We start from the raw sequence: 22129 nt of genomic DNA, 5'->3' as shown, positions 1-22129 counted from the left end.
CCGAAAACGGGTGTCGCCGGGCGTGCGCGGGTGCGTATGCTCCCCGCGTGGATTTCGAGGGTTTCGAAGGACTGGACCACCGCGAGGCGGCGGGGCGGCTGCTCGCCGCGGGCTGGAACGTCTGCGGCGCAGGCGATTGGGCCTACGTGTGGCGCTCGCCGGACGGGCGGCTCGTGGCCCGCGTGTGCGCGTTCGAGCCGGGGTACGGGGTGTTCACCGAGCTGTGCGGGCTGCTCGCGGGGCACCCGATGCTGCCGCGGATCGACTTCGACGCGGAGTTGGCGGGTGGTGGCCGGATCACCGTCATGGAGGCGCTCAGGCCTGCCAGTGCGGAGGAGCGTGAAGCCGTGCTGTCCCGGTGGGATGCACAGGAACCGGGCGATCCGGTCGCCGCGGTGCGGGCCGAGGCCGAGCGGCTCGATGCGGCGGCGGCCCGGGTGGTGCCGTTCTGGGGCGGGCTGGACCGGAACCCGGGGAACGTGATGAAGCGGGCTGACGGGGGACTGGTGCTCGTGGACCTGTTCTACGCGAACGGGATCGAGATCTACAGGGCTTTGGTGGAGGAGCCTGCGGTCGTCGCCGCCGCGTTCCCTGCGGATCAGCGGGAGTTCATGTGCGACATCGCGGTCGTCGCTCGCGAGTCGACGCCGGAGGAGATCGCCGCCCTGCGCGCCGGGGCGGCCTCGATCAGCTGAGCCGCCTCATGCGGTGGTCGGCTCCTCCGCGCGGCGCTTTTGCGTCGCGCTCCAAGCGAATTGGAGTGCCGCGGCTACAGCCGCCACGACGATCAGCCCCGGAACGAAGATCTCGATGCCGATGAACCCGGGCGGGTTGAAGTCGGGGTCGGGGCTGAAGAACAGCCAGTGGCTCCCGGCCGCGACCGCTCCGAGCAGGGCCGCGAGGAACCCGTACGCGATCCGGCGCTCGGCCCGCCGCCACGCCGCGAGCGCGAGCAGGGCCGCGGCGGCGCCGTGGACCAGGACGAGCCATCCGGTCGGGTCGGCGGGCGCGACGGCGGAGCTGATGTAGATCGTGAGGAAGAACAGGGCCATCGCCATGACCGCGAGCCCGCCCGCTTCGGCGAGGAACGAGCCCGCGCCCGAGCGCGACCGCCTCCAGACCGCGAGCAGCAGCCAGCACGGCGGCATCGCCATGAGCACGAAGAAGATCGGGCCGACGAAGTACTCCGTCCAGACCCAAGTCGAGCCGGTCCACATGTAGCCGAACCAGTCGTAGAACGAGACGACCCACAGGATCGGCGCGGCGATCAGGGCCGTCAGCTTGAGGAGGCGGCCCCGGGCGAGGAGCGCGGTGGCGATCGCAGCCCAGAGCGCGGCGAAGTCGAGGATGAGGCCGAGGGCCGCGTCCATCGGCGCGACCCAGCCGTTGTAGATCGAGGCCGCGACGAGCACGAGGACGAGCGGCCCTGTGGCCCAGGCGATGCGGTGCCCGAGGGCTCCACGCGGAGTGTGCGTTTCGGTGGTCATGGGGCCAGTGTCCGCGCGGTCCGCAAGGGCCCGGCCGCCGAATCGGACACTCATTGTCGGTTCCCCACAACGGGTCTCGGCGAAGTGTCCGGTTCGGCCCCCAGATTTTCTAGGATTCCTCCAGTCGCTCCGCGCTCTCGCCGGTCGCGATGAGCGGCATGAGGACGTGGTCGAGGAACTCCTCGATGACGTCGTCGGTGGCGGGCTCGGCGCGCGTCAGGAAGTAGTGCGTCAGCAGCCCCGGGGCGAGGTTGACGACGCGCGGGTGCAGCGCCTCGGGCTTGACGGTGCCGCGAGCGACGCCGTCCTCGTAGATCTTCGCGAAGATCCTTATGCGCGGCGTCTCGATGCGGGTGCGGAGGTCCTCGGTGACTTCGTCGGGGGTGCTCTTGAGCTCGCCGATCCAGCCGCGGATGGCCTCGCCGAACGGCGAGGCCTGCTGGCCCGCGATGTGGCGCATGACCTTGCGCATGTCGCCGCGCAGGTCGCCGCTGGGCTCGAACGAGGGCTCGACCTCGGTGGCCTTGTACCTGGCGGCGGCCTGGATGAGGCGGGCGCGGTCGGGCCAGCGCTTGTACAGGGACGCCTTGCCCGCTTTGGCGCGGGCGGCGACGGCCTCCATGCGCACGTTGGCGTAGCCGACTTCGGCGAGCTCGGCGAGCGCGGCGTCGAAGATGGCGTGCTCCAGGTCGTCGCCGCGCCGGCGGCCCGGTGTGGACTCGGTCACCACGATCCTTTCAATAGTGAACGATGCGTTCACTAAATGCTAGCTTAAAATAAGAGACGCTCCGTTCACTAACCTTGCGTCCCCCGGAAACCACCACGTACCAGGCCGCCGGGCCTTCACCGCGCCCGAAGAGCCTCTTCCCGAAACACCATAGGAGGCAGTCCTTTGACCGCCGTATCCGACGCTCCGCCGAAGGCGCCGATGACGCACCGCGAGGTCCTCCGGGCCCTCTCCGGCCTGCTCATGGTGCTGTTCGCCGCGATGGTCTCCTCGACCGTCGTCTCCGTGGCGCTCCCGCAGATCGTGGGCGACCTGGGCGGCACCCAGTCCCAGTACACCTGGGTCGTGACCGCCACGCTGCTCGCGTCGACCGCCTCGACCCCCGTGTGGGGCAAGCTCGCCGACCTGTTCGACAAGAAGCGCCTGCTCCAGATCGCGATCGTGATCTTCGCGGCCGCCTCGCTCGCGTGCGGGCTCGTGCAGAACACCGAGCAGCTCATCGCGCTGCGCGCCGTGCAGGGCCTCGGCATGGGCGCCCTCCAGGTCCTCGTGCAGGTCATCATCGGCGCGATGGTCAGCCCGAAGGAACGCGGCCGCTACAACGGCTACCTCGGCGGCGTCATGGCCGTCTCGACCGTGGGCGGCCCGCTCCTGGGCGGGGCGATCACGGACGCGAGCTGGCTCGGCTGGCAGTGGTGCTTCTTCCTCGCCGTGCCGATCACGGTGATCGCCTTCGCGATGCTCTCGCGCACGCTGCACCTGGACGAGACGAAGAAGACCGACACGAAGGTCGACTACCTCGGCGCGGTCCTCATCGCCGCCGGCGTCTCCCTGCTGCTCCTGTGGGTCACGTTCGTCGGCGACGACTTCGACTGGATCTCCTGGCAGACGCTCGCGATGGCGGGCGGCGCGGTCGCGATCCTCTTCGCGGCCGCGGTCGTGGAGACCCGCGTGAGCCAGCCGGTGGTCCCGCTGCACGTCCTCAAGCGCCGCGACCCGGCCCTCGCCACGATCGCGAGCCTCGCGGTCGGCATGGCGATGTTCGGCGGCTCGGTGTTCCTCGGCCAGTACTTCCAGATCTCGCGCGGCTTCTCGCCGACCGAGGCGGGCCTGCTGACGATCCCGATGATGTTCGGCGTGCTCGTCGCCTCGGCGGTCGCGGGCCGCATGGTCTCGAAGTCCGGCAGCGTGAAGCCGTACATCATCACCGGGACGCTGGTCCTGACGGCCGGATTCGCGATGCTCGCGACCATCGACCACGAGACGTCCCTGGTCTTCATGGGCTTCGGGATGTTCGCTGTCGGCGTCGGCGTGGGCATGTCGATGCAGAACCTGGTCCTGGTCGTCCAGAACTCGGTGCCGCTGCGCGAGCTCGGCGCGGCCTCGGGCGCGATCACGTTCTTCCGCTCCCTGGGCGGCACGATCGGGGTCTCGGTCCTGGGCGCGGTCCTCGCGAACCAGGTCGCCGACAAGATCCGCGAGGGCCTGGCCGCCATCGGCATCGACGCCGCGGCCGCGGGCGGCTCCAGCTCCAGCCTCGACATGGACGCGATGCCCGAGCCGATCGCCCAGATCGTGCGCGCCGCCTATGGCGACGCCACGGGCCACCTGTTCCTCATCTCCGCGTGCATCGCGGCGGCGGGCTTCATTGCCGCGCTGTTCCTGACGCCGGTCCGCCTGCGCGAGACCGTCGACCTGGTCGAGGAGATTGTGGTGGGCGAGGAGACCGTCCTCGGCGCCAAGTGAGCCGCGCCAGGTAAGACCCCCGAGAAGACCACCGGGCCCGAGCACGCACCCGCTCGGGCCCGGTTCGCCGTCTTCCCGCCGGGATTTCGCCCCTGTTCCGCCTCGTCCGGAATGCCGGATCCACGAAGGATGGAGGTCATACCGAGCGGACACCCCGCCCGGCCATCCCTCGAAGGAGATCCGCATGACCGAACGACCGCTGCTCTCGCGGCGCCGCCTGCTCCAAGCCGCCGTCATCGCCCCCGCCGCGGCGATCCCCGTGCTCGCCGTCGCCGGCCCGGCGAACGCGGCCTACCGGGGCCTGGTCACCCGCGACGAGGTGATGGACCGGGCCCGCAACTGGTTCACCCGCAACATCCAGTACAACGGCGCCAGCCGGGCCAGCGACATCGAAGGCAGCCACACGTACCGGCAGGACTGCTCGGGCTTCGTCTCCATGGCCTGGCACACCTCCACCCCGGGCCACAGCACCAGGAGCATCCCCGACATCGCGGCCAAGATCGAGTGGAGCGAGCTCAAGCCCGGCGACGTCCTCAACTCCTACGACAACCACTGCATGCTCTACCACATGCGCGGCGACGACGGGAACATCTGGATCTACGACCTCGCGGACACCGCGAGCGACATGCGGCACAAGCAGGTGTCCCCCGCCTCGCTGCGGTCCCAGAACTACATCCCGCGGCGGTACCGGAACATCCGCGACAACTGACCGACCACCGGCGGCGGGGCTCCGGCCCCGCCGCCGCTGTGCGGAACGGGTTCAGGCGGGGCGGGGGCCGCAGATGAGGGCGACGATCTGGTCGGCGGCGGCTTCGGTGTCGTAGTCGGGGTCGGCGAGGCGTTCGGCGACGACGGCGTCGATGGCGCCGCCGGTGATGATCGCGAGGGTGCGGAGGTCGGCGTCGGTGCGGGGGCCGAGGGCGGGCTCGGCGGCGCGGAGGAGGTCGGCGAGGGGGCGCCAGCGGGCGGCGGTGTCGTGGGGAGTGTCGCCGTGGGTCATGGCCTCGATGATCATGCGCGTGTGGCGGGGGTGCTCGCGCAGGTGGCCGATCATCGAGCGGACGTAGGCGGCGGGGGCCTGGTCGGGACCGGCCGCCTCGACTGCGGTGCCGACGTTCTCAACCAGTGCGCCGAGCACGTGCTCGTAGGCGGCCTGGACCACTGCCGCTTTCGACGGGAAGTGGTACAGCACAGCGGCTTTCGTGATCCCGGCGCGTTCGGCGATGGCCGCGAGCGACGCCCCGGCGTACCCGCGGTCGGCGACCAGTTCCACCGTGACTTCCATGAGCTGGCTGCGGCGGGCGCGCTCGGTGAGCGTCAGCTCGCGGTCCTCCGGGCGTTTCGGGCGGGTTGTCATGACACTGGATTCTACCGTATGGTCAAATTACTTACCAATCGGTTAGGAGAGTCATGGACGACGAGACGCCCGAGTCGGGACCCCAGGTCAAGCCCAAACGCAGGCGCCGCCGCTGGCTCATCGCCGGAGGGGTGGCTGTGGTGGTCGTGCTCGCGGGGGCGTTCGCGCTGCGGACCCCGTCTCCGGTGGGGCACTGGCGCAGTGCCGAGGGGTACGACGCGTTCGTGGAGGCTTATGACGCGGCCTTCGCCGACATGCCCGAACCGGATGAGACCTTGGACGTGCGCACCGACTTCGGCGTCGTGCGCTTCTACCGGTTCGCCGGGACCGGCGACGCCGCCGAGCCGCTCGTGCTGCTGCCCGGCCGGGCCTCGGCCTCGCCGGTGTGGGCCGGGAACCTGCCCTCGCTGCTGGCGATCGGCGACGTCTACACCGTCGACCTCCTCGGCGAACCCGGCATGAGCGTCCAGGACCGGCCCATCGAGGACGACGCGGACCAGGCCGAGTGGCTGGACCAGGCCCTCGGCGGCCTCCCGGAGGACCACTTCAACCTCGTAGGCGTCTCGATCGGCGGCTGGACCGCCGCGAACCTCGCTGTGCGCCAACCGGAACGCGTCGCCTCGGTGACCCTGGTCGACGCGGTCTTCGTCTTCGACGGCATGCCGGTCGGCACGATGATCCGCTCCATCCCGGCCTCGGTGCCGTGGTTCCCCAAGTCCTGGCGCGACGGCTTCAACTCCTACACCGCGGGCGGCGCTGAGGTCGAGGACGTGCCGGTCGCCGACATGATCGAGGCCGGCATGCAGCACTACCAGCTGCGCCTGCCCGCGCCCACGCAGATCACGGAGGATCAGCTCAACGCCTTGGAGATGCCGGTCCTCGCGATCATCGCGGGCCGCTCGGTCATGCACGACCCGGCGACGGCGCGTGAGACCGCCGAGCGCGCTCTGCCGGACGGGTCCGTGGTCTTCTACGAGGACGCGACGCACGCGGTCAACGGCGAGCATCCGGACGAGATCGCCGCGGACATTGCGGAGCTGCTTGGGACTTGAGCGGGCTCAGATCCGGTACGGCGGGAGCAGTGCCAGCACGCGGGCGAAGTCGGCCTTGCGGCCGGGCCCGGTCCGCACGGGCAAATGGGCGCCGTCGGGGAGGACCCGGATGATGTCGCGGCCGTGGGCATAGAGGCGCTCCCCAGCGGGCGCGCCGTACACGCGATGCTTGAACCCGAAGACGTCGATCATCCGCAGCTCACCGGTCGCCGGATCGAACACGCAGTAGGGCTTGACGAACTGGAGCACGCCGAGAGTGATGAACAGGGCCCCGGCGAACAGGAACCCGATGGCCCCCGGATTCCCCAGGCCGAACACGAGCGTGACGCCGCCGCCCATCACCAGCAGCCCGCCGAACACGACCACCGAAGGTGCGACCGGCTTGTACCGGACCTTGACTTGGTGGTCGTGTGGCATATCAGGCTGCATCGCGGGATTGTATTAAGTCGCGTCCCGCCGCGCGGAGCAGACCACTGAAGTCTGCGGCCTGAAGGTCGAAGATCGGGGAGGTATCGCCGAGCTTGCTGTCCCTCATTTGGAAGCCAGGGACCCTCAGCGTTCGATGGCGGGGCCGTGCTCGGGTGGGAGGGCCTGGACGAGGCGGGCGAAGTCGTTGCGGTCGGTGCCGGTGGGGCTGACGCGGTGGCGTTCGCCGTCGGGGAGTTCGCGGAAGACGCGGCGGCCGTCGAAGTAGACGCGTTCGCCTTCGGCGCCTGGGGTTCCCTTGCTGCCGGGGCCGATCGCGGCGAAGACCGTGAGCACGCCCGTGTCGGGCTGGAACAGGTACCGGGGGCGGAAGAACGAGCGCAGGCCGCCGCCGATGAGCGCCAGGCCCGTCAGGCCGATCGGTACGAGCACGGGGATGAACGGCGTGAACAGCGTGACCGCCGCGCACGCGAGGAGGACGAACCCGAGGACGGTCGTCAGCACGGACGCCTTGCGGGAGTAGCGGACTCGGATGAACCTGGAACCTTCGGCGGACGGCATCGCGTCTCCTGGGGGAAGGGGGCGGGGGCGTTTTCAGAATAGCGAGCGCGGGCCCGCCTCAGTGCCAGTTCTCCACAGCGAACACGAACCACACGGCGGCGGTGCCCGCGGTGAGCGAGGCGAGCGCCCCTGCCTCCATGGCCTCGTCGCGGTCGTAGCCGAGCAACTGCCGCTCGCCCGAGGGTACGGCGGTCAGGTAGCCGCACGCGTCGATCTGCCACGGCGACGCGAGCGGCCGCGTCTTGCGCTTCACCCCCGGCACCCGCTCCGGCTGCTCGCGCCGTGGCCCCGGCTCGACCTGCGGCCACTCCCTGACGAGGCTGCCGCGCTTGTAGACGGCCGTCTTCTGCGCGTACTGGAGCACCTTGTACCCCAGAGGAATCCACTCGGCGAGGCCGTATCCGCCGGGCTCCACCCGCTCGGTGAACGCGTACGTGGACCGGTCGCCGCCGAAGACGATGTACTGCACCGCGGCCTGCGTTGTGTCGAACGGGTCGAGGCGGGCGGTCTCCGCAGGCGGATAGGGGTAGTGGGCCATGCGCCGAGTCTGCCAGCCGCCGTCAACACCCCTGGGGTGGGAACTTCCTTCCCACGAAAAGCCTTCTCTGGAAGGGACCGCGGTGCGGCCGTAGCGTCGAGGCATGACCAGTGACAACACCACCGCCGACCACGGCACCGCCAATCTCGGGCACGCCACCGTCAACCGCATCGGCTACGGCGCGATGCAGCTCGCCGGGCCCGGCGTGTTCGGGCCGCCTGCTGATCCCGAGAACGCGAGGGCCGTGCTGCGGCACGCCGTCGCGTCCGGGGTCGACCACATCGACACCGCGCAGATCTACGGGCCCGACGTCGTCAACGACCTCATCCGCGAAGCGCTGCACCCGTACCCGGAGGGCCTGGTCCTCGCCACGAAGGTCGGCGGGGCCCGCGACGCGCAGGGCGGCTGGCTCCCGGCCGGGGAGCCGGTCTCGCTGAAAGCGCAGGTGGAGGAGAACCTGCGGTCGCTGCGCGTGGAGCGCCTCGACCTGGTGAACCTGCGCCGGTTCGAGCGCGACTTCCCCGACGCCGCGGAGCCCGCGCTCGCCGACCAGCTCGGGGCGCTGGTCGAGCTGCGCGAGGAGGGCAAGATCGACATGATCGGGATCTCCAACGCCCGCTTGGAGACCGTGCGCGAGGCGATCGACCTCGCGGGGGTCGTGTGCGTGCAGAACGCCTACAGCATCCTCGACCGCACCGACGACGCCATTGTGGACTTGGCGCGGGAGCGGGGCGTGGCGTTCGTGCCGTTCTTCCCGCTCGGCTCGGCGTTCCTCGCCGGGGGCGGGCCCGCGCGCATCGCCGCGGACGAGCACATCGGCGCCGTCGCCGCCAAGCACGGCGTGGCGCCCTCGCAGATCGCGCTCGCGTGGCTGCTCGCCCGGTACGAGCGGATGCTGCTCATCCCGGGGACGGCGTCGATCGCGCACCTCGAAGAGAACCTCGCGGTCGGCGCGATCGAGCTCGACGCCGAGGACCTGGCGCGGCTCGACAAGGTCCAGCCCTAGGAGGCCGGGACCGCCGTCTCGGCGACGAGGGCGCGCAGGGCATCGAGCTTCTCGGCGTCGGGGCCTCCCGGCGGCGCGGAGCAGACGATGATCCTGACGTTCGAGCCGGTGACCATGAGGGTGTCGCAGTCGATCGTGAGGTCGCCGACGACCGGGTGGTGGACCGTCTTCACCATCGCGCTGTGGGGCGCGGCGCTGCCCTCGTCCCACAGCGCGGCGAACCGCGGGCTGCGGGCCCGCACGGAGGCCACGAGCGTCTGGAACGCCGGGTCGTCGCCGAGGTCGCTCGCCGAGAGCCGCAGGTCCGCGACGAGCGCGCGCTCGAACACCTCGCCGCCGCCGTGCGGGGTCGCGATCAGGGACGACGCGCCTTCGATGAAGGTCCGCTCGACCAGGTTCGACCCGACGGCCTCGGCAGGGGACGGCAGGTCGAACAGGGCGCAGAGCAGGCGGTTCGCGTACAGCAGCGTCCAGTCCGCGGTGAAGACCGCGAGCGGCTGGCCGGTGATGCGCGAGACGATGCGCCGCGCGGCGTCGGGGACCTCGACGGACACGGTGCCCGGCCCGGGAGGCAGGTGGTTGGCGGCGCGGAACAGCAGCTCGGTCTCGCTGTCTGAGAGCCGCAGGGCCCGCGCGAGGGCGGTGACGACCTGCGCGGACGGGGTCCGGAAGCGGCCCTGTTCGAGCCTGACGATGTAGTCGGCGCTCACCCCCGCGAGCGCGGCGAGCTCTTCGCGGCGCAGGCCCTTGGCGCGGCGCCTGCCGCCCGCGGCCATCCCGGCGTCCTTCGGGTCCATGCGCTCCCGCCAGGTGCGGAGCAGGCTCCCGAGCGTCTGGATCTCAGAGGACGACATGCATCGATTCTAGGCCGCGCGCATCGGCGGTCAGTAGTTCTGCCATTCGGATTCGACGAGGTCGAGGATGACCGGGTGCATGAGGGTCGACGGGGGCATGTCCATGCGGTCGCGGTCGGGCTGGAACACCTGGGCGGCGTCGAGCAGTTCGGGGGTGAGGGACTGGAACGGTCCGACGGAGGTGTCCAGGCCCAGTTCGGGGGCGGCGCCGTCGGCCTGGACGAGGTGGAAGCCCCAGTCGCCGAAGGAGGGGACCGAGACCCAGTAGGGGGTCGGCTCGTACCCGGCGGATTCGAGGGTGGAGGCGATGGTCCAGTAGGTCTTGGGGGCGAAGTACGGGGAGCCGCCCTGGACGACCATGCGGCCGTCGTCGGCGAGGTGGTCGCCCGCGAGGCCGTAGAACTCGGTCGAGTAGAGCTTCGCGGTCTCGGTGGCGTCCGGGTCGGGCATGTCCACGACGATCGTGTCCCAGACCCCCGTCTGCTGGCGCAGCCAGGTGAACGCGTCCTCGTTGATCACCGTGACCTTCGGGTCGTCCAGCGAGTCTTCATTGAGCGCCACCAGGTCGCCGAAGTCCTGCGCCAGGTCGGTGACCGCGCCGTCGAGGTCCACGAGCGTGACGGTCTCGACGTCGTCGTACTTCAGGATCTCGCGCACGGCGAGGCCGTCGCCGCCGCCGAGGACGAGGACGTTCGCGTGCGGGCCGTTCATGGCCGGGTGGACGAGGGCCTCGTGGTACCGGTATTCGTCCACTGAGGAGAATTGCAGGTCACCGTTGAGGTACAGCCGCAGGTCCTGCTCGCCGAACGGCGACGCCGACTCGGTCATGACGATCTGCTGGTACTGCGAGTCCTCCGAGTACACGATCGGCGCCGCGTAGAGCGCCTGGCGCGCATCGGTCTCGAACTTGTCGGTGTACGCGAACGCGGCCACCAGGAGCAGGGCCGTCAGCCCCGCGACCAGGCCGAGGAGCTGCTTCGCCAGCTTCGACAGGTCGCCGCGGAACAGGACGAAGATCAGCAGCACGCCCGCGACGGCGTTCACCGCGCCCACGATGAGCGCGCCCTGGATCTGCCCGAAGAACGGCAGCAGCACGAACGGGAACGCGAGCCCGCCGATGAGCCCGCCCAGGTAGTCCGCCGCGTTCAGGTCCGCCACGGCGGCGCCCGCGGCCTGCTCGCGGATGCGTTGCAGCAGTTCCATGAGCAGCGGGATCTCCGCGCCGATCAGCAGCCCGATCGCCGCCGCGACCGCCACCAGCGGCAGCGAGTACAGGTCGGTCCACGCGAACGCCGCGTACAGCAGCATCACGCTGAACCCGCCCAGCAGAGCCAGCACCAGCTCCACCGCCGCGAACGCCAGCGCCGGCCACCGCCGCAGCGGCTTCGCCGCCAGAGCTCCCAGGCCCATCGCGAACACCATGATCGCCAGGACGATCGACGCCTGCTTCGCGGTGTTCCCGACCAGGTAGGCGCCCAAGGTGATGAGCGCCAGCTCGTACACGAGGCCGCACGCCGAGACCGCGAACGCGGTCGCGAGCAGCCCGAAGCGCGCCAGGCGGACCCGGCGCGCGCTCAGCGTCTTGTCGGCCGTCCGAGGGGTGCCGGACAGCGCCATTAACAACCCGCCATCAAGACGCCGCCATCACGACAGTGCCATCGCGATGACCCCGCCGAGCGCGAGGTGCATCGCCGCGTTCACGAACACCGCCGGGTGCAGCTCGTCCTCGGTGAGCGTCTCGCCGAGCTTCCCGGGCGTGAGCCAGTCGAGGATCAGGAACGCGATCGCCATGGCGCCCAAGCCGATCACGCCGTACACGAACGTGGAGACCACGCCGCGGAGCACGCCGCCCTCGGAAGCCCAGATCGCGCCGACGACGATCAGGCCCACGCCGATGACGTTGGAGGCCAGCAGGATCGCGGCGTTCTTGTTGCGCTCGGTCCAGATCTGCTCGCCGAGCTTCCCGGAGGTGAGCCAGTCGGTGACGAGGTAGCCGAGCACCATGAGCGCGATGCCCACGACGCTGTAGGCGACGGCGCCGACAAGGGGGCCGAGGACGTCGCGGCTGAGCTCTTCGATCATTGGAGGCCGTGCCTTTCAGGAGTGCTTCGGTACATGTGCGTTACTTGCCGGAACCGGGGCCGCCGCCGCGGAACGGCGACGGGGGCGAGGACGACCAGCCCCACAGGATGAACACCGACGAGTAGTGGTTGTACCCGGACCGGTAGTCGTGCAGCAGGATCTTCGAGCCGCCGCGGTACGGGGAGACGGCCACGATGTGCTTGGAGTACTGGAGGTAGTAGACGCCGCCCGACGAGCGCTCCTCGCGCGCCTCGGCGTCGTCGTCGATCTGGTCGGCGACCGTGGCGGGCGACAGGCTCGACGTGTACGCCTTGCCGCCGCCTTCGTCGAGGTTCGAGGCCCGGTCGTAGTGGTCGCGGATCGTGGCGGTGGGGTTGTTGAAGTTGGAGTTCATCAGGAACACCCCGCCGCAGCACAGCGCCAGCACGACGACGATCGCGGTCCAGTGCTTCCAGTTCAGGCCGCGGGAGGCGGGGGTGTGCGGCTGCTGTTCGGTCATCGGCGGTCCTCAGCGGTCTCTCGGGGTTCGGGGTCAGCTTACGGCGGCGACGCTGCTGACGGTGGTCACGACCTCGCCGTACTGCGGGTACGTGTGGACCGTGCGCCACGTCAGCGGCTCGGTCCCCACGACCTCCAGCGCGGTGAGCGCGTCGGGGTCGCCGCCGAACAGGCCCACGAGCAGGTCCGGTTCGGCGGTGCGCTGCACGGCCCGGTCGCGCAGGGCCCGCACGCGGGCGCGCAGCTGCGGGACGGTGAGGGTCTCGACGGTGCACTCGTAGCGGTGCCGCCAGGCGCCGACGCGCTGGCTGAACGTCTCGGGCAGGTCGGGGCCCAGGTTGGTCCGGTAGGCGAGGGTCTCGGCGAGGAGGCCGTCGGGGGTGGCGACGACCGCCTGGTGGCTGGCGCCGAGGAGGCGCAGCGACAGCCTCAGGGGCCCGGCGTCCCGGTCCATGCGGTCGAGGACCGGCATGGGCGGGGCGTCGGGGCGGAAGGTGAGCGAGGCGGCCGAGACGTCGGCGAACGGCACCTCGATGTGCGCTATCAGTGGGTGCTCCGGTGGATGGGGATCGGCGAGCGGACGGGCGTTACGCCTCGTCGCTCTGGTGGTAGATCGTGATCTGGTTGCGGTCCAGGGTGAGGCCCTTGGCGAGCTCCCACTTGGCGCCGTCGCCGAACGACTCGAACGAGAGCTTCTGCCCGTCGGGCCCGGCGTAGTCGTGGTACTTGACCGACCCGGTCGGCGCGAGCCCGGTGGTGGCCTCGGAGGTGTACCGCGCGGTGCCCTTCTCGTCGGACCGGTACGAGACGCCCTCGTGACTGAGTTCACGCGGCCCCGGCTTGAGGTCGGTGTCGGTGATCTCCTCCCACAGGACGACCTCCAGGTCGGGGTCGGCCTCCACCGACAGCCAGCGCTTCACGCCGGTCCCGGTGTCGAGGAAGTGCTCCGACCAGCGGTAGTCGCCCTCGGAGAGGCGCAGCGAGCCGCGGACGGCGAGGGTCTTGCCGTACAGCTCGACGAGGTCGGCGGCCTTGAGGCGGCGGGGGTCGCCGCGGAGGACGTCGGTGTCGGCGTCGGCGAACGGGTCGACCGGCCCGCGGGCGGCGACGGGTTCGTCCTTGCGGGTGTTCCTGCGCCAGAGCCACCATCCGAGGGCGGCCAGGGCGATGATGATGAGGACGACCCAGATCATGGTGCTGCCTTCGCGTTTCGGGGGGTGCTTCGGTGGCGGGATGGTTCCTTCGATCACTCTACCGTCGCGTCGGCAACACCGGTGTCACCCGTGCGCCATGTGGGGAACCTACGATCTAGCCTGGAAGCGGCTCACAACGATGTGGGTCTGACGTGATTCGGACTGGAGTGTCGAGACGTGTTGGCGTTCATCGGAGACGAAGAGTTCCGCGAAACCCTCCCCGACCGGGAGGAACTGCTGACCGAGGCGGCCCGACTGGCCGGATCCGACGAATCGCTCGCCCGGCTGGTCGAGCTGTACTGGAGCCTCGTCTCCGACGACGACCTCGTCGGCCGCTCCGCCCAGCAGCTGCTGGAGACCACCGCGCACCACCGCCGCATGGCCGAGGTCCGCGCGCCCGGGCAGGTGTGCCTGGAGATCGACTGCCCCGACGACGCCGAGGGCCCCGACGCGGCCTCCTCGACGCGCGTCGACCTCGTCTGCGACGACTCCCCGTTCCTGGTGGACTCGCTGACGGGCCTGTTCAACCGGCACGGCATCGACATCGCCGTGTTCGTGCACCCGATCGTCCCGGTCCGCCGCGACACCGACGGGAACCTCCAGGAGGCCCCCGCCGCGGGCGGGCACGCCGAGTCGTGGATGCACATCGAGGTCCAGCGGCTCTCCGACGCCGAGGACATCGAGCGGCTCGAAGCCGAGATCGAAGTGGTCCTCTCCGACGTCGCCGCGTGCGTCGCCGACTGGCAGGCCATGCGCGCCAAGGCACTCGACATCGCCGCCGATCTCGAAGGCGCCGCCTCCGGCGCTGCGGGCTCGAACCCGCTCCCCGTGCCGCCCAAGGACATCGACGACACCGTGGAGCTGCTGCGGTGGCTCGCGGACGACAAGTTCACGTTCCTGGGGTTCCGGCAGTACAAGCTCGCCGGCGCAGGCGACGACCAGGCCCTCGCCCCGCTCGCCGAGACCGGCCTGGGCCTGCTGCGCAAGGCCCCCGCCTCGCCGCGGCCGCTGTCGTCGTTCAACGCCGACGCGCGCGCCCAGATCGGCACGAAGCGGCTCCTGGTCATCACCAAGTCGAACGCCCGCTCCACCGTCCACCGCACGTCCTTCATGGACTACATCGGCGTGAAGACCTTCGACGCCGACGGCGTGCCCGACGGCGAGCTGCGCTTCCTCGGCCTGTTCACCTCCGCCGCGTACCTCTCGTCGGTGACCGACCTGCCCGTCGTCAAGCGGAAGGTCCAGGACGTGCTGGAGCGCTCGGGCGTGACCCTCTCCTCCCACTCCGGGAAGGACCTCGTCACCGCCCTGGAGACCTACCCGCGCGACGAGCTGTTCCAGGCCCGCACCGACGACCTGTACTCGACGTCGATGGGCGTGCTGCGCCTGGCCGGGCGCCGCCGCCTGCGCCTGTTCGCGCGCCGCGACGTCTACGGCCGCTTCTACTCCTGCCTCGTCTACCTGCCGCGCGACCGGTACAACACCGAGAACCGGCAGAAGATCGAGGCGATCCTGCGCCGCCGCCTCCACGGCAAGGCCGTCGACTACGACGCCCGCGTCACCGAGTCGGTGCTCGCGCGCCTCCACTTCGTCGTCCGCATCGACCCGTTCGCCGAGCACCCCCCGGTCGACGTCGAGTCGATCCAGGCCGAGCTCGCCGACGCCACCCGCTCCTGGGACGCCGACCTCGCCCTCCAGCTCGACCACCACGTCGGCGAGGGCCAGGCCCGCACCCTCTACAAGCAGTACGCGAACGCGTACCCGCCCGCGTACAAGGCCGAGCACTCGCCCATCGACGCCGCCAAGGACATCGCGAAGCTCGAACTGCTCCGCGAGGCCGGCGACATGGAGCTCCAGCTGTTCCGCCGCGGCGGCGACGACGCCGACGTCCACTTCAAGCTGTACGCCTTCGACCAGCCCGTCGGCCTGTCCGAGGCCCTCCCGGTGCTCCGCGACCTCGGCGTGCGCGTCGCCGAAGAGCGGCCGTACCACATCAAGCGCGCCGACGGCACCATCCACCTCCACGACTTCGGCCTGGAGCTGCCCGGCAACGCCGCCGAATCGGTGCCGCAGCTGCGCATCCGCTTCGAGAACGCGTTCCGCGCCGCCTGGGCCGGAGAAGCCGAGTCCGACCGGCTCAACGAGCTCGTCATCCACGCCGGGCTCACCTGGCGGCAGGTCGTGGTGCTGCGCGCGCTCGCGAAGTACCTGCGCCAGTGCGGGTTCGTGTTCTCGCAGGAGTTCATCGCCGCGACGCTCGGCGCGCACCCGGAGATCGCCGCGAACCTGGTGCGGCTCTTCGAGGCCCGCTTCGACCCGCGCGTGGGCGCCGACCGCGACGCCGCCGTCGCCCGCATCGACGAGGCGCTCGCCGAGGGCCTCGCCGGGGTCCCCTCGCTCGACGCCGACCGGATCCTGCGCGCGTTCCTGACGCTCATCCGCTCGACGCTGCGCACCTCGTACTTCCAGCGCGGCCACGCGGGACGCCCGAAGGAGTACGTGGCGTTCAAGTTCGACGCGCGCGCGATCGACTTCCTGCCCAAGCCGCGGCCGATGGTCGAGGTGTTCGTGTACTCCCCGAACTTCGAGGGCGTCCACATGCGGTACGGCAAAGTGGCGCGCGGCGGCCTGCGCTGGTCGGACCGGCGCGAGGACTTCCGCACCGAGATCCTCGGGCTCGTGAAGGCCCAGGAGGTCAAGAACACCGTCATCACGCCCGTGGGCGCCAAGGGCGGGTTCGTCCTCAAGAAGGAGTCGTTCCCCGACCGGGCCGCGTTCCAGGCCGAAGGCGTCGCCCGGTACCGCGAGTTCATCTCGGCGCTGCTCGACATCACCGACAACCGCGACGCCGACAACACGGTCGTGCCGCCGCCGAACGTCGTCCGCCACGACCCCGACGACCCGTACCTGGTCGTCGCCGCCGACAAGGGCACCGCGACGTTCTCCGACATCGCGAACTCCGTGGCCGCCGAGTACGGGTTCTGGCTCGGCGACGCGTTCGCCTCCGGCGGGTCCGTCGGCTACGACCACAAGAAGATGGGCATCACCGCAAGGGGCGCTTGGGAATCGGTCAAACGCCACTTCCGCGCCGAGGGCCTCGACACGCAGACGCAGGACTTCACCGTCGTCGGCATCGGCGACATGGCCGGGGACGTGTTCGGCAACGGGATGCTGCTCTCCGAGCACATCCGGCTCGTCGCCGCGTTCAACCACATGCACATCTTCATCGACCCCAACCCGGTCGCCGCCGCCTCGTACGCGGAGCGGCGCCGCCTGTTCGACCTGCCCCGCTCCACGTGGGCCGACTACGACAAGTCGCTCATCTCGGCGGGCGGCGGCGTGTGGGAGCGGGCCGCGAAGTCCATCCCCGTCTCCGACGAGGTGCGGGCCGCGCTCGGCATCGACGCCGACGTCAAGGACATGACCCCGCCCGAGCTCATCCGCGCGATCCTCACCGCGCCCGTCGACCTGCTGTGGAACGGCGGCATCGGCACCTACGTGAAGTCCTCCCTCCAGTCCGACGCGGACGCGGGGGACAAGTCGAACGACCCGGTGCGCGTCAACGGCGAGGACCTGCGCTGCCGCGTCGTCGGCGAAGGCGGGAACCTCGGGTTCACGCAGCTCGGGCGCATCGAGTACTCCCAGTCCGGCGGCCCCGAGGGCACCGGCGGGCGCATGAACACCGACTTCATCGACAACTCCGCGGGCGTCGACACCTCCGACCACGAGGTCAACATCAAGATCCTGCTCCGGTCCGCGACCTTGACGGGCCGGATCGACCCGGCGAGCCGCGACCGGCTGTTCATGGACATGTCCGACGCGGTCGCCGACGCCGTGCTCGCCGACAACTACGGCCAGAACATGGCCCTCGCCAACGCGATCCGCCTCAACCGGCGGCTCCTGCCCGTCCACTCCAGACTCATGAAGCACCTGGAGAAGACCGTCGGCCTCGACCGCGAGATCGAGGGCCTCCCCAGCGACAAGCAGCTCAAGGAGCGCGCCGCCGCCGGGTCCGGGCTCACCGAGCCCGAGCTCTCGGTCCTGCTGTCGTACGTGAAGATCTGGGCCAAGCGCGCCGTCCTCGACTCCGACCTGCCGACCGAGGACTGGACCGCGCCGGTCCTGCGCGAGTACTTCCCCGCGCCGCTGCGCGAGCGGTACGCCGACCTCATGGCCGAGCACCCGCTGCACCGCGAGATCGTCACCACCGCGGTCGTCGGCGAGGCCGTCAACCGCGGCGGCACCACGTTCTTCTTCCGCATCGCCGACGAGACCGGCGCCGACGTCGTCGACGTCCTCCGCGCGTACGTCATCATCCGCGACGCGTTCGGCCTGCCCGACCTGTGGCGCCGCATCGAAGCGCTCGACAACCAGGTCCCGCAGGAGGCCCAGGTCGCGGCCATGCTCGTCATCCGGCGGCTCCTCGACCGCGGCGTGCGCTGGCTCGTGCAGCACCGGCGCGGGCACCTCGACGTGACCGCCGAGACCGAGCGGCTCCGCCCCGGGCTCGCCGTGCTCCAGCCGCTGCTCCCGGTGCTGCTCACCGACTCCGAGGCCGTCGGGTTCGAGGAGTTCGTGGACCAGCTCGAAGACCAGGGGATGCCCGCCGAGATCGCGCGCGACGCCTCGGCGCCGATCTTCGGGTTCGGGCTCGTCGACGTCGTCGAGTGCGCGCGCCTGTTGGAGACGGACCTGGAGACGACCGCGAAGGTCTACTACGGGATCGCCGCGCGCGTGCACCTCGACGAGATCCTCAACCAGATCTCGGCGCTGCCGCGCACGAACCGGTGGCAGACCCTCGCCCGGTCGGCGCTGCGCTACGACCTGTACGGCGCCATGGCGGGCCTGACCGCGAGCGTCCTCCAGGCGAAGCCCGGGACCGACCCGGCCGAGGCCGTGGACTCGTGGGCCGAGCGCAACGCCGCCGCGATCGCGTCCGTGCACGAGGCCACCGAGGAGGCCGAGCGCTCCGACGAGAAGCTCGCGGTCCTGTCGGTGTCGCTCAGGCAGATCCGCGGCCTCGTGGAGACCGACGGCGATTGACCGCTCACACGCGCCGGTGGCGTGTGGGGACCCCGTGGATAATGTGGGCTCGGAGGAGAAGGAAGTACGAATGCCGAAGAGCCACACCCCCGGGGTGCCCAAACTGCTGCGCGTCCTCAACGACCAGGCCGCGCTGAAGCTGCTGCTGGAGGACGGGCCGCAGACCCGCGCCCAGCTCGCCGAGCGCACCTCCATGTCGAAGGTCACCGCCTCGCAGATGATGGAGCGCCTCCAGACCCGCGGCCTCGTCGAGGTCGTCGGCTCCAAATCGGGCGGGCGCGGGCCGAACGCCTCGCTGTACGCGGCCGTGCCCACGTTCACTTACGTTGTGGGCGTTGAGGTCGGGCCCGTGACGACGAAGGGCGCCTGCGCGGACTTCACGGGCCGCATCGTGGGGCGCGCGGAGATCGACGTGGAGGGGTCGACGGATCCGGTCGCGGTGGTGCGCCGGGTCGTGACCGACTCGGTCGCGGACGCGGGGATCGAGATGGGCAAGGTCGGGCGGATCACGCTCGGCACGCCCGGCGTCATCGACCCCGCGAGCGGCGACATCGGCTTCTCGTGGAACCTCCCGGCCTGGCACCGCGGCCTGCGGACGGCGCTGAACGAGGAGTTCGCGCCCGCCGTTGCGATCGAGAACGACGTGAACCTGGCGACGATCGCCGAGCAGCGCTCCGGTGGCGCGGGCGGCGCCTCGGACTTCGTGTACGCGTGGTTCGGCGGCGGTCTGGGTCTCGGCGTCATCTTGAACGGCGGGCTCTACCGCGGCGCCTCGGGCGCGGCGGGCGAGATCGGCTTCCTGCCTGTGCCGGGCGGCGACCTGCCCACGGGCGGCGTCGTGACCCGGCTGTCGAAGGGCTCGTACCAGCGGGTCATCGGCGGCGACGCGGTCCTCGACATCGGCGCGAAGCACGGCTTCGACGCGGCTGAGCCGGAAGACGTCCTGACGGCGGCGCTCGCGGCCGGGCCGGAGGGGGCGTCGTGCCTCGACGAGATCGCGCGCGGGATCGCGCTCGGCATCGTCGCGGTGTGCGTGCTGCTTGACCCGACGGTGGTCGTGCTCGGCGGCCCGGTCGGCTACGCGGGCGGCCTCGAACTCGCCGGAAGGGTTGCGGCCCAGACTTCCCAGCTTGCCCCGGTCACGCCGAGCGTCGTCGCCGGGACCGTGGTCGAGGAGCCGATCATGCGCGGCGCGATCCTCCACGGCCTGGATGCGGTGCGCGAGAGCCTCTTCGACTGAGTCGACCGAATCGCGGGCACCCGCAGAGCCGAGGACTCGCGAATCACGGGCCCCCGGTTCAAGACCCTGACATGCAGGTACGACAAACGCCGCCCACGATGCAATGCGTCGTGGGCGGCGTCTCATTGTGACGCTTGCTAAGCGGCGTCGCGGCGTTGGAAGGACCAGGTCGCGAGCGCGGCGAACAGCAGGACGATGCCGCCGAGGAGGGCCCCGGCGTCGCTCCAGGTGATGACCATGACGTCGGGGGTCATGTCGTTGAAACCGGTGTATCCGCCGACCAACTCGATCCGACCGGTGATCCACGCGCCCACCCACGTGTACAGCGACAGGCGTTCGGGGAAGTCCATCGACAGGTTCATCGACACCATGTTCACGATCAGCTCCCCGATGATCAGGTAGCCCGCGATGACGCCGCCCGCGATGGCCGTGTGCCGCCCGAGCATCGCCAGCGACGCGCCGAGGAGGGTCATGCCCAGGGCGAGCACGCCCGTGCGCAGCACCAGCTCCAGCGTGTCCTCCCACCACACGCCGTTGAGCGCGCCGACCTCGCCGCGCAGCGAGGCCACCAGCACCAGCAGGCCGAACGCGAGCGCCGCCAGGACGACCACCCCCGCCGCGCACGCCGTCAGCGCCGCGCCGAGCTTGGCGCCCCACAGCCGCATCCGGTTCGGGTGCCACACCATCAGGTTCGACATGCCGCCGCTCGACCACTCGGCGCCGATCGCCGACGACCCGAGGAGCATCATGACCAGGCCGGCCACGATCATGACGCCGACGATGATGAACGGCCCCTCATCTGCGAAGTTGAACGTGTACGTCCAGAGGAAGTCCTCGGCCCACCAGCCGCCCACGGCGTGCTCGCAGGCCTCTTTGTGGCTCATGCCCTGGTACTCCGGGTCGGTCTCGACCCAGCCGTACATCTCGTTGTCCTCGAAGTAGTTCTCGTCCTCGACGCAGTCCAGGTAGTCGGGGTTCTGCTCGTTCATCTCGTCGGCCTGCGCCTGCGCCTCCGCGAGGGCCGCCTCGTCGGGGCCCTCCGTCGAGATGGACGCCAGGATCACCGCGAGGCCCACCACGCCGGCGAGCAGGAGGATCCCGAACACCAGGGTCAGGCGCCGGCGCGCGATGCGCCGCAGCTCCGCTTTGAACAGGTTCACCGCTGCGCCTCCTCGGCTTCGGTTCCGGCTTGGGGCCCGGCATCGGGCGTCACCGCGACCGGCACCTCGATCGGCGCCGCCGTCTGCGGCACCTCCACGGACTGCCCGACCTGGACGGTCTGTCCCGGCTGCGGGGCGGTCCCCGTCAGCTCCAGGAACACCGACTCCAGGTTCTTCGTCTGCGTCACCAGCTCCGACAGGTAGATCCCCGCGTCGGCGAGCGTCCGCGTCACCCACGCCGCCTCCGGCGCGCCCGTCACGACCAGGCGGTCGCGCTCCACGACCGCGCCGACCTCCGGCTTCGCGTTCACCAGCGCATCAGCGGCCTCCGGCAGCGACGCCGCGTCCGGGAACCGCACGCTCAGCGACGCCCCCGAGTGGCCCGCGATGATCTCGGCCACCGAGCCGTCGACGATCCGGCGCCCGCGGGACACGATCGTCATCGAGTCGCACAGCTGCTGCACCTCCGACAGGAGGTGCGAGGACACCACGACCGTGACGCCCTGCTCGTGCGCGAGCCACTGGAGCAGCTCGCGCATGTGGTGGATGCCCGCCGGGTCCAGGCCGTTCGCGGGCTCGTCGAGGATCAGCAGCTCGGGCTGCTTCAGCAGCGCCTGCGCGACCGCGAGGCGCTGGCGCATGCCCAGCGAGTAGCCCTTGACGGCCGACTTCGCGGCGTCGCGCAGGCCGGTCTGCTCCAGGACCGCTTCGACGCGCTCCTTCGGGACCCCGGCGCTCTCGGCGAGGAGCTGGAGCGTCAGCCGCCCCGAGAAGTGCTTGAAGAACTGCGGGGACTCCACGACCGCGCCGATGCGCCCCACGACCTGCGGCAGGTGGTGCGGCACCTCCTGGCCGAAGATCCGCATGGTCCCGCCGTCGACGCGGATGAGGCCCAGGAGGGCCCGCAGCGTCGTCGTCTTCCCGGATCCGTTGGGGCCCAGGAAACCGTGCACCTGGCCCGCGGCGACCTCAAGGTCGAGGCCGTCCAACGCGTTGTGCGGCTGGCGGAAGCTCCGTCGATACGTCTTCCGCAGCCCCGATATCTCGATGATGGGGGGCATGAACTCGTTTCCAGTCGGGGGTCGGCGCCGCCGCGGGCGCGGCGGCGTGCAAGGCACGTACAAGAGACGCCGCCGGAGGCCGTGCCGTTGCACGGCCG

At 70.7% G+C, this 22129-nt stretch carries 21 protein-coding genes; 7 read left to right on the top strand and 14 right to left on the bottom strand.

Features of this window, described 5'->3' with window-relative positions; translation table 11 throughout:
* The first annotated feature begins 47 nt into the window (after positions 1 to 47).
* Positions 48 to 695 carry a hypothetical protein gene (locus WA640_RS00870; protein ID WP_335985653.1) on the top strand — a complete coding sequence of 216 codons (648 nt, stop codon included), beginning with the start codon at positions 48 to 50 and terminating at the stop codon, positions 693 to 695.
* Positions 696 to 701: 6 nt separating this feature from the next.
* On the opposite strand, the gene WA640_RS00865 is transcribed toward WA640_RS00870, so the two are convergent.
* A complete protein-coding gene (locus WA640_RS00865) occupies positions 702 to 1487 on the bottom strand; it encodes a hypothetical protein (RefSeq protein ID WP_335985652.1) in 786 nt (261 codons plus the stop codon).
* A gap of 109 nt (positions 1488 to 1596) precedes the next feature.
* Positions 1597 to 2214, bottom strand: a complete 618-nt coding sequence (locus WA640_RS00860; protein ID WP_335985651.1) for a TetR/AcrR family transcriptional regulator — start codon at positions 2212 to 2214, stop codon at positions 1597 to 1599.
* A gap of 201 nt (positions 2215 to 2415) precedes the next feature.
* Between WA640_RS00860 and WA640_RS00855 the strand changes: the two genes are divergently transcribed.
* On the top strand, positions 2416 to 3960 hold the full coding sequence (locus WA640_RS00855; protein WP_442904671.1) for an MDR family MFS transporter: 1545 nt from the start codon (positions 2416 to 2418) through the stop codon (positions 3958 to 3960).
* Positions 3961 to 4144: 184 nt separating this feature from the next.
* Positions 4145 to 4669 (top strand): hypothetical protein, encoded by a 525-nt coding sequence (locus tag WA640_RS00850; protein ID WP_335985648.1) that lies wholly within the window; start codon positions 4145 to 4147, stop codon positions 4667 to 4669.
* A 51-nt stretch (positions 4670 to 4720) separates the two neighbouring features.
* Here the strand turns inward: WA640_RS00850 and WA640_RS00845 are convergent, their stop codons facing one another.
* The gene (locus tag WA640_RS00845) at positions 4721 to 5317 is read right to left on the bottom strand and encodes a TetR/AcrR family transcriptional regulator (protein WP_335985647.1); all 597 of its coding nucleotides are present in this window, start codon (positions 5315 to 5317) and stop codon (positions 4721 to 4723) included.
* Between the two features lie 53 nt (positions 5318 to 5370).
* On the opposite strand from WA640_RS00845, the gene WA640_RS00840 reads away from it, so the two are divergent.
* On the top strand, positions 5371 to 6369 hold the full coding sequence (locus WA640_RS00840; protein WP_335985646.1) for an alpha/beta fold hydrolase: 999 nt from the start codon (positions 5371 to 5373) through the stop codon (positions 6367 to 6369).
* 6 nt (positions 6370 to 6375) lie between these two features.
* Here the strand turns inward: WA640_RS00840 and WA640_RS00835 are convergent, their stop codons facing one another.
* From WA640_RS00835 to WA640_RS00825, 3 genes are all read right to left on the bottom strand, one after another.
* Entirely contained in the window at positions 6376 to 6798 is a 423-nt protein-coding gene (locus WA640_RS00835; RefSeq protein ID WP_335985644.1) for a hypothetical protein, read from the bottom strand.
* Between the two features lie 123 nt (positions 6799 to 6921).
* Positions 6922 to 7356 carry a hypothetical protein gene (locus WA640_RS00830; RefSeq protein WP_335985643.1) on the bottom strand — a complete coding sequence of 145 codons (435 nt, stop codon included), beginning with the start codon at positions 7354 to 7356 and terminating at the stop codon, positions 6922 to 6924.
* Positions 7357 to 7414: 58 nt separating this feature from the next.
* The gene (locus WA640_RS00825; RefSeq protein WP_335985642.1) at positions 7415 to 7894 is read right to left on the bottom strand and encodes a hypothetical protein; all 480 of its coding nucleotides are present in this window, start codon (positions 7892 to 7894) and stop codon (positions 7415 to 7417) included.
* Between the two features lie 103 nt (positions 7895 to 7997).
* On the opposite strand from WA640_RS00825, the gene WA640_RS00820 reads away from it, so the two are divergent.
* The gene (locus WA640_RS00820) at positions 7998 to 8900 is read left to right on the top strand and encodes an oxidoreductase (protein WP_335985641.1); all 903 of its coding nucleotides are present in this window, start codon (positions 7998 to 8000) and stop codon (positions 8898 to 8900) included.
* Here the strand turns inward: WA640_RS00820 and WA640_RS00815 are convergent.
* The 6 genes from WA640_RS00815 to WA640_RS00790 are packed head-to-tail and all read right to left on the bottom strand — an operon-like array spanning position 8897 to position 13527.
* Positions 8897 to 9754 (bottom strand): helix-turn-helix domain-containing protein, encoded by an 858-nt coding sequence (locus tag WA640_RS00815; RefSeq protein ID WP_335985640.1) that lies wholly within the window; start codon positions 9752 to 9754, stop codon positions 8897 to 8899. The genes WA640_RS00820 and WA640_RS00815 overlap by 4 nt on opposite strands.
* Positions 9755 to 9784: 30 nt before the next feature.
* Entirely contained in the window at positions 9785 to 11371 is a 1587-nt protein-coding gene (locus WA640_RS00810) for a polyamine aminopropyltransferase (protein ID WP_335985639.1), read from the bottom strand.
* Between the two features lie 27 nt (positions 11372 to 11398).
* Positions 11399 to 11836 carry a DUF350 domain-containing protein gene (locus tag WA640_RS00805; RefSeq protein WP_335985638.1) on the bottom strand — a complete coding sequence of 146 codons (438 nt, stop codon included), beginning with the start codon at positions 11834 to 11836 and terminating at the stop codon, positions 11399 to 11401.
* Between the two features lie 40 nt (positions 11837 to 11876).
* A complete protein-coding gene (locus WA640_RS00800; protein ID WP_335985637.1) occupies positions 11877 to 12335 on the bottom strand; it encodes a DUF4247 domain-containing protein in 459 nt (152 codons plus the stop codon).
* Positions 12336 to 12368: 33 nt separating this feature from the next.
* Entirely contained in the window at positions 12369 to 12863 is a 495-nt protein-coding gene (locus WA640_RS00795; protein ID WP_181245612.1) for a DUF2617 family protein, read from the bottom strand.
* 58 nt (positions 12864 to 12921) lie between these two features.
* Positions 12922 to 13527, bottom strand: a complete 606-nt coding sequence (locus tag WA640_RS00790; RefSeq protein ID WP_106362294.1) for a DUF4178 domain-containing protein — start codon at positions 13525 to 13527, stop codon at positions 12922 to 12924.
* Between the two features lie 177 nt (positions 13528 to 13704).
* On the opposite strand from WA640_RS00790, the gene WA640_RS00785 reads away from it, so the two are divergent.
* Both WA640_RS00785 and WA640_RS00780 read left to right on the top strand, forming a co-directional pair.
* On the top strand, positions 13705 to 18570 hold the full coding sequence (locus WA640_RS00785) for an NAD-glutamate dehydrogenase (RefSeq protein ID WP_335985635.1): 4866 nt from the start codon (positions 13705 to 13707) through the stop codon (positions 18568 to 18570).
* 70 nt (positions 18571 to 18640) lie between these two features.
* Entirely contained in the window at positions 18641 to 19810 is a 1170-nt protein-coding gene (locus tag WA640_RS00780) for an ROK family transcriptional regulator (protein WP_106362296.1), read from the top strand.
* Positions 19811 to 19947: 137 nt separating this feature from the next.
* On the opposite strand, the gene WA640_RS00775 is transcribed toward WA640_RS00780, so the two are convergent.
* The gene (locus tag WA640_RS00775; RefSeq protein WP_335985634.1) at positions 19948 to 20970 is read right to left on the bottom strand and encodes an ABC transporter permease subunit; all 1023 of its coding nucleotides are present in this window, start codon (positions 20968 to 20970) and stop codon (positions 19948 to 19950) included.
* A complete protein-coding gene (locus WA640_RS00770) occupies positions 20967 to 22031 on the bottom strand; it encodes an ABC transporter ATP-binding protein (RefSeq protein ID WP_335985633.1) in 1065 nt (354 codons plus the stop codon). The genes WA640_RS00775 and WA640_RS00770 overlap by 4 nt, the downstream gene beginning before the upstream one ends.
* Between the last annotated feature and the right edge of the window lie 98 nt (positions 22032 to 22129).

This window comes from Glycomyces sp. MUSA5-2, from assembly GCF_037034145.1.
Lineage (GTDB): Bacteria > Actinomycetota > Actinomycetes > Mycobacteriales > Micromonosporaceae > Glycomyces > Glycomyces artemisiae.
Note: the sequence above shows the minus strand (reverse complement) of the source record. Positions and strands in the feature narration are given on the sequence as shown.

What these genes read in the sequence shown, in the direction of transcription:
- WA640_RS00865 (WP_335985652.1), bottom strand. Translation starts at nt 1,487, where the DNA reads ATGACCACCGAAACGCACACTCCGCGTGGAGCCCTCGGGCACCGCATC.
- WA640_RS00855 (WP_442904671.1), top strand. Translation starts at nt 2,416, where the DNA reads ATGACGCACCGCGAGGTCCTCCGGGCCCTCTCCGGCCTGCTCATGGTG.
- WA640_RS00850 (WP_335985648.1), top strand. Translation starts at nt 4,145, where the DNA reads ATGACCGAACGACCGCTGCTCTCGCGGCGCCGCCTGCTCCAAGCCGCC.
- WA640_RS00845 (WP_335985647.1), bottom strand. Translation starts at nt 5,317, where the DNA reads ATGACAACCCGCCCGAAACGCCCGGAGGACCGCGAGCTGACGCTCACC.
- WA640_RS00840 (WP_335985646.1), top strand. Translation starts at nt 5,371, where the DNA reads ATGGACGACGAGACGCCCGAGTCGGGACCCCAGGTCAAGCCCAAACGC.
- WA640_RS00835 (WP_335985644.1), bottom strand. Translation starts at nt 6,798, where the DNA reads ATGCAGCCTGATATGCCACACGACCACCAAGTCAAGGTCCGGTACAAG.
- WA640_RS00830 (WP_335985643.1), bottom strand. Translation starts at nt 7,356, where the DNA reads ATGCCGTCCGCCGAAGGTTCCAGGTTCATCCGAGTCCGCTACTCCCGC.
- WA640_RS00825 (WP_335985642.1), bottom strand. Translation starts at nt 7,894, where the DNA reads ATGGCCCACTACCCCTATCCGCCTGCGGAGACCGCCCGCCTCGACCCG.
- WA640_RS00820 (WP_335985641.1), top strand. Translation starts at nt 7,998, where the DNA reads ATGACCAGTGACAACACCACCGCCGACCACGGCACCGCCAATCTCGGG.
- WA640_RS00815 (WP_335985640.1), bottom strand. Translation starts at nt 9,754, where the DNA reads ATGTCGTCCTCTGAGATCCAGACGCTCGGGAGCCTGCTCCGCACCTGG.
- WA640_RS00810 (WP_335985639.1), bottom strand. Translation starts at nt 11,371, where the DNA reads ATGGCGCTGTCCGGCACCCCTCGGACGGCCGACAAGACGCTGAGCGCG.
- WA640_RS00805 (WP_335985638.1), bottom strand. Translation starts at nt 11,836, where the DNA reads ATGATCGAAGAGCTCAGCCGCGACGTCCTCGGCCCCCTTGTCGGCGCC.
- WA640_RS00800 (WP_335985637.1), bottom strand. Translation starts at nt 12,335, where the DNA reads ATGACCGAACAGCAGCCGCACACCCCCGCCTCCCGCGGCCTGAACTGG.
- WA640_RS00790 (WP_106362294.1), bottom strand. Translation starts at nt 13,527, where the DNA reads ATGATCTGGGTCGTCCTCATCATCATCGCCCTGGCCGCCCTCGGATGG.
- WA640_RS00780 (WP_106362296.1), top strand. Translation starts at nt 18,641, where the DNA reads ATGCCGAAGAGCCACACCCCCGGGGTGCCCAAACTGCTGCGCGTCCTC.
- WA640_RS00770 (WP_335985633.1), bottom strand. Translation starts at nt 22,031, where the DNA reads ATGCCCCCCATCATCGAGATATCGGGGCTGCGGAAGACGTATCGACGG.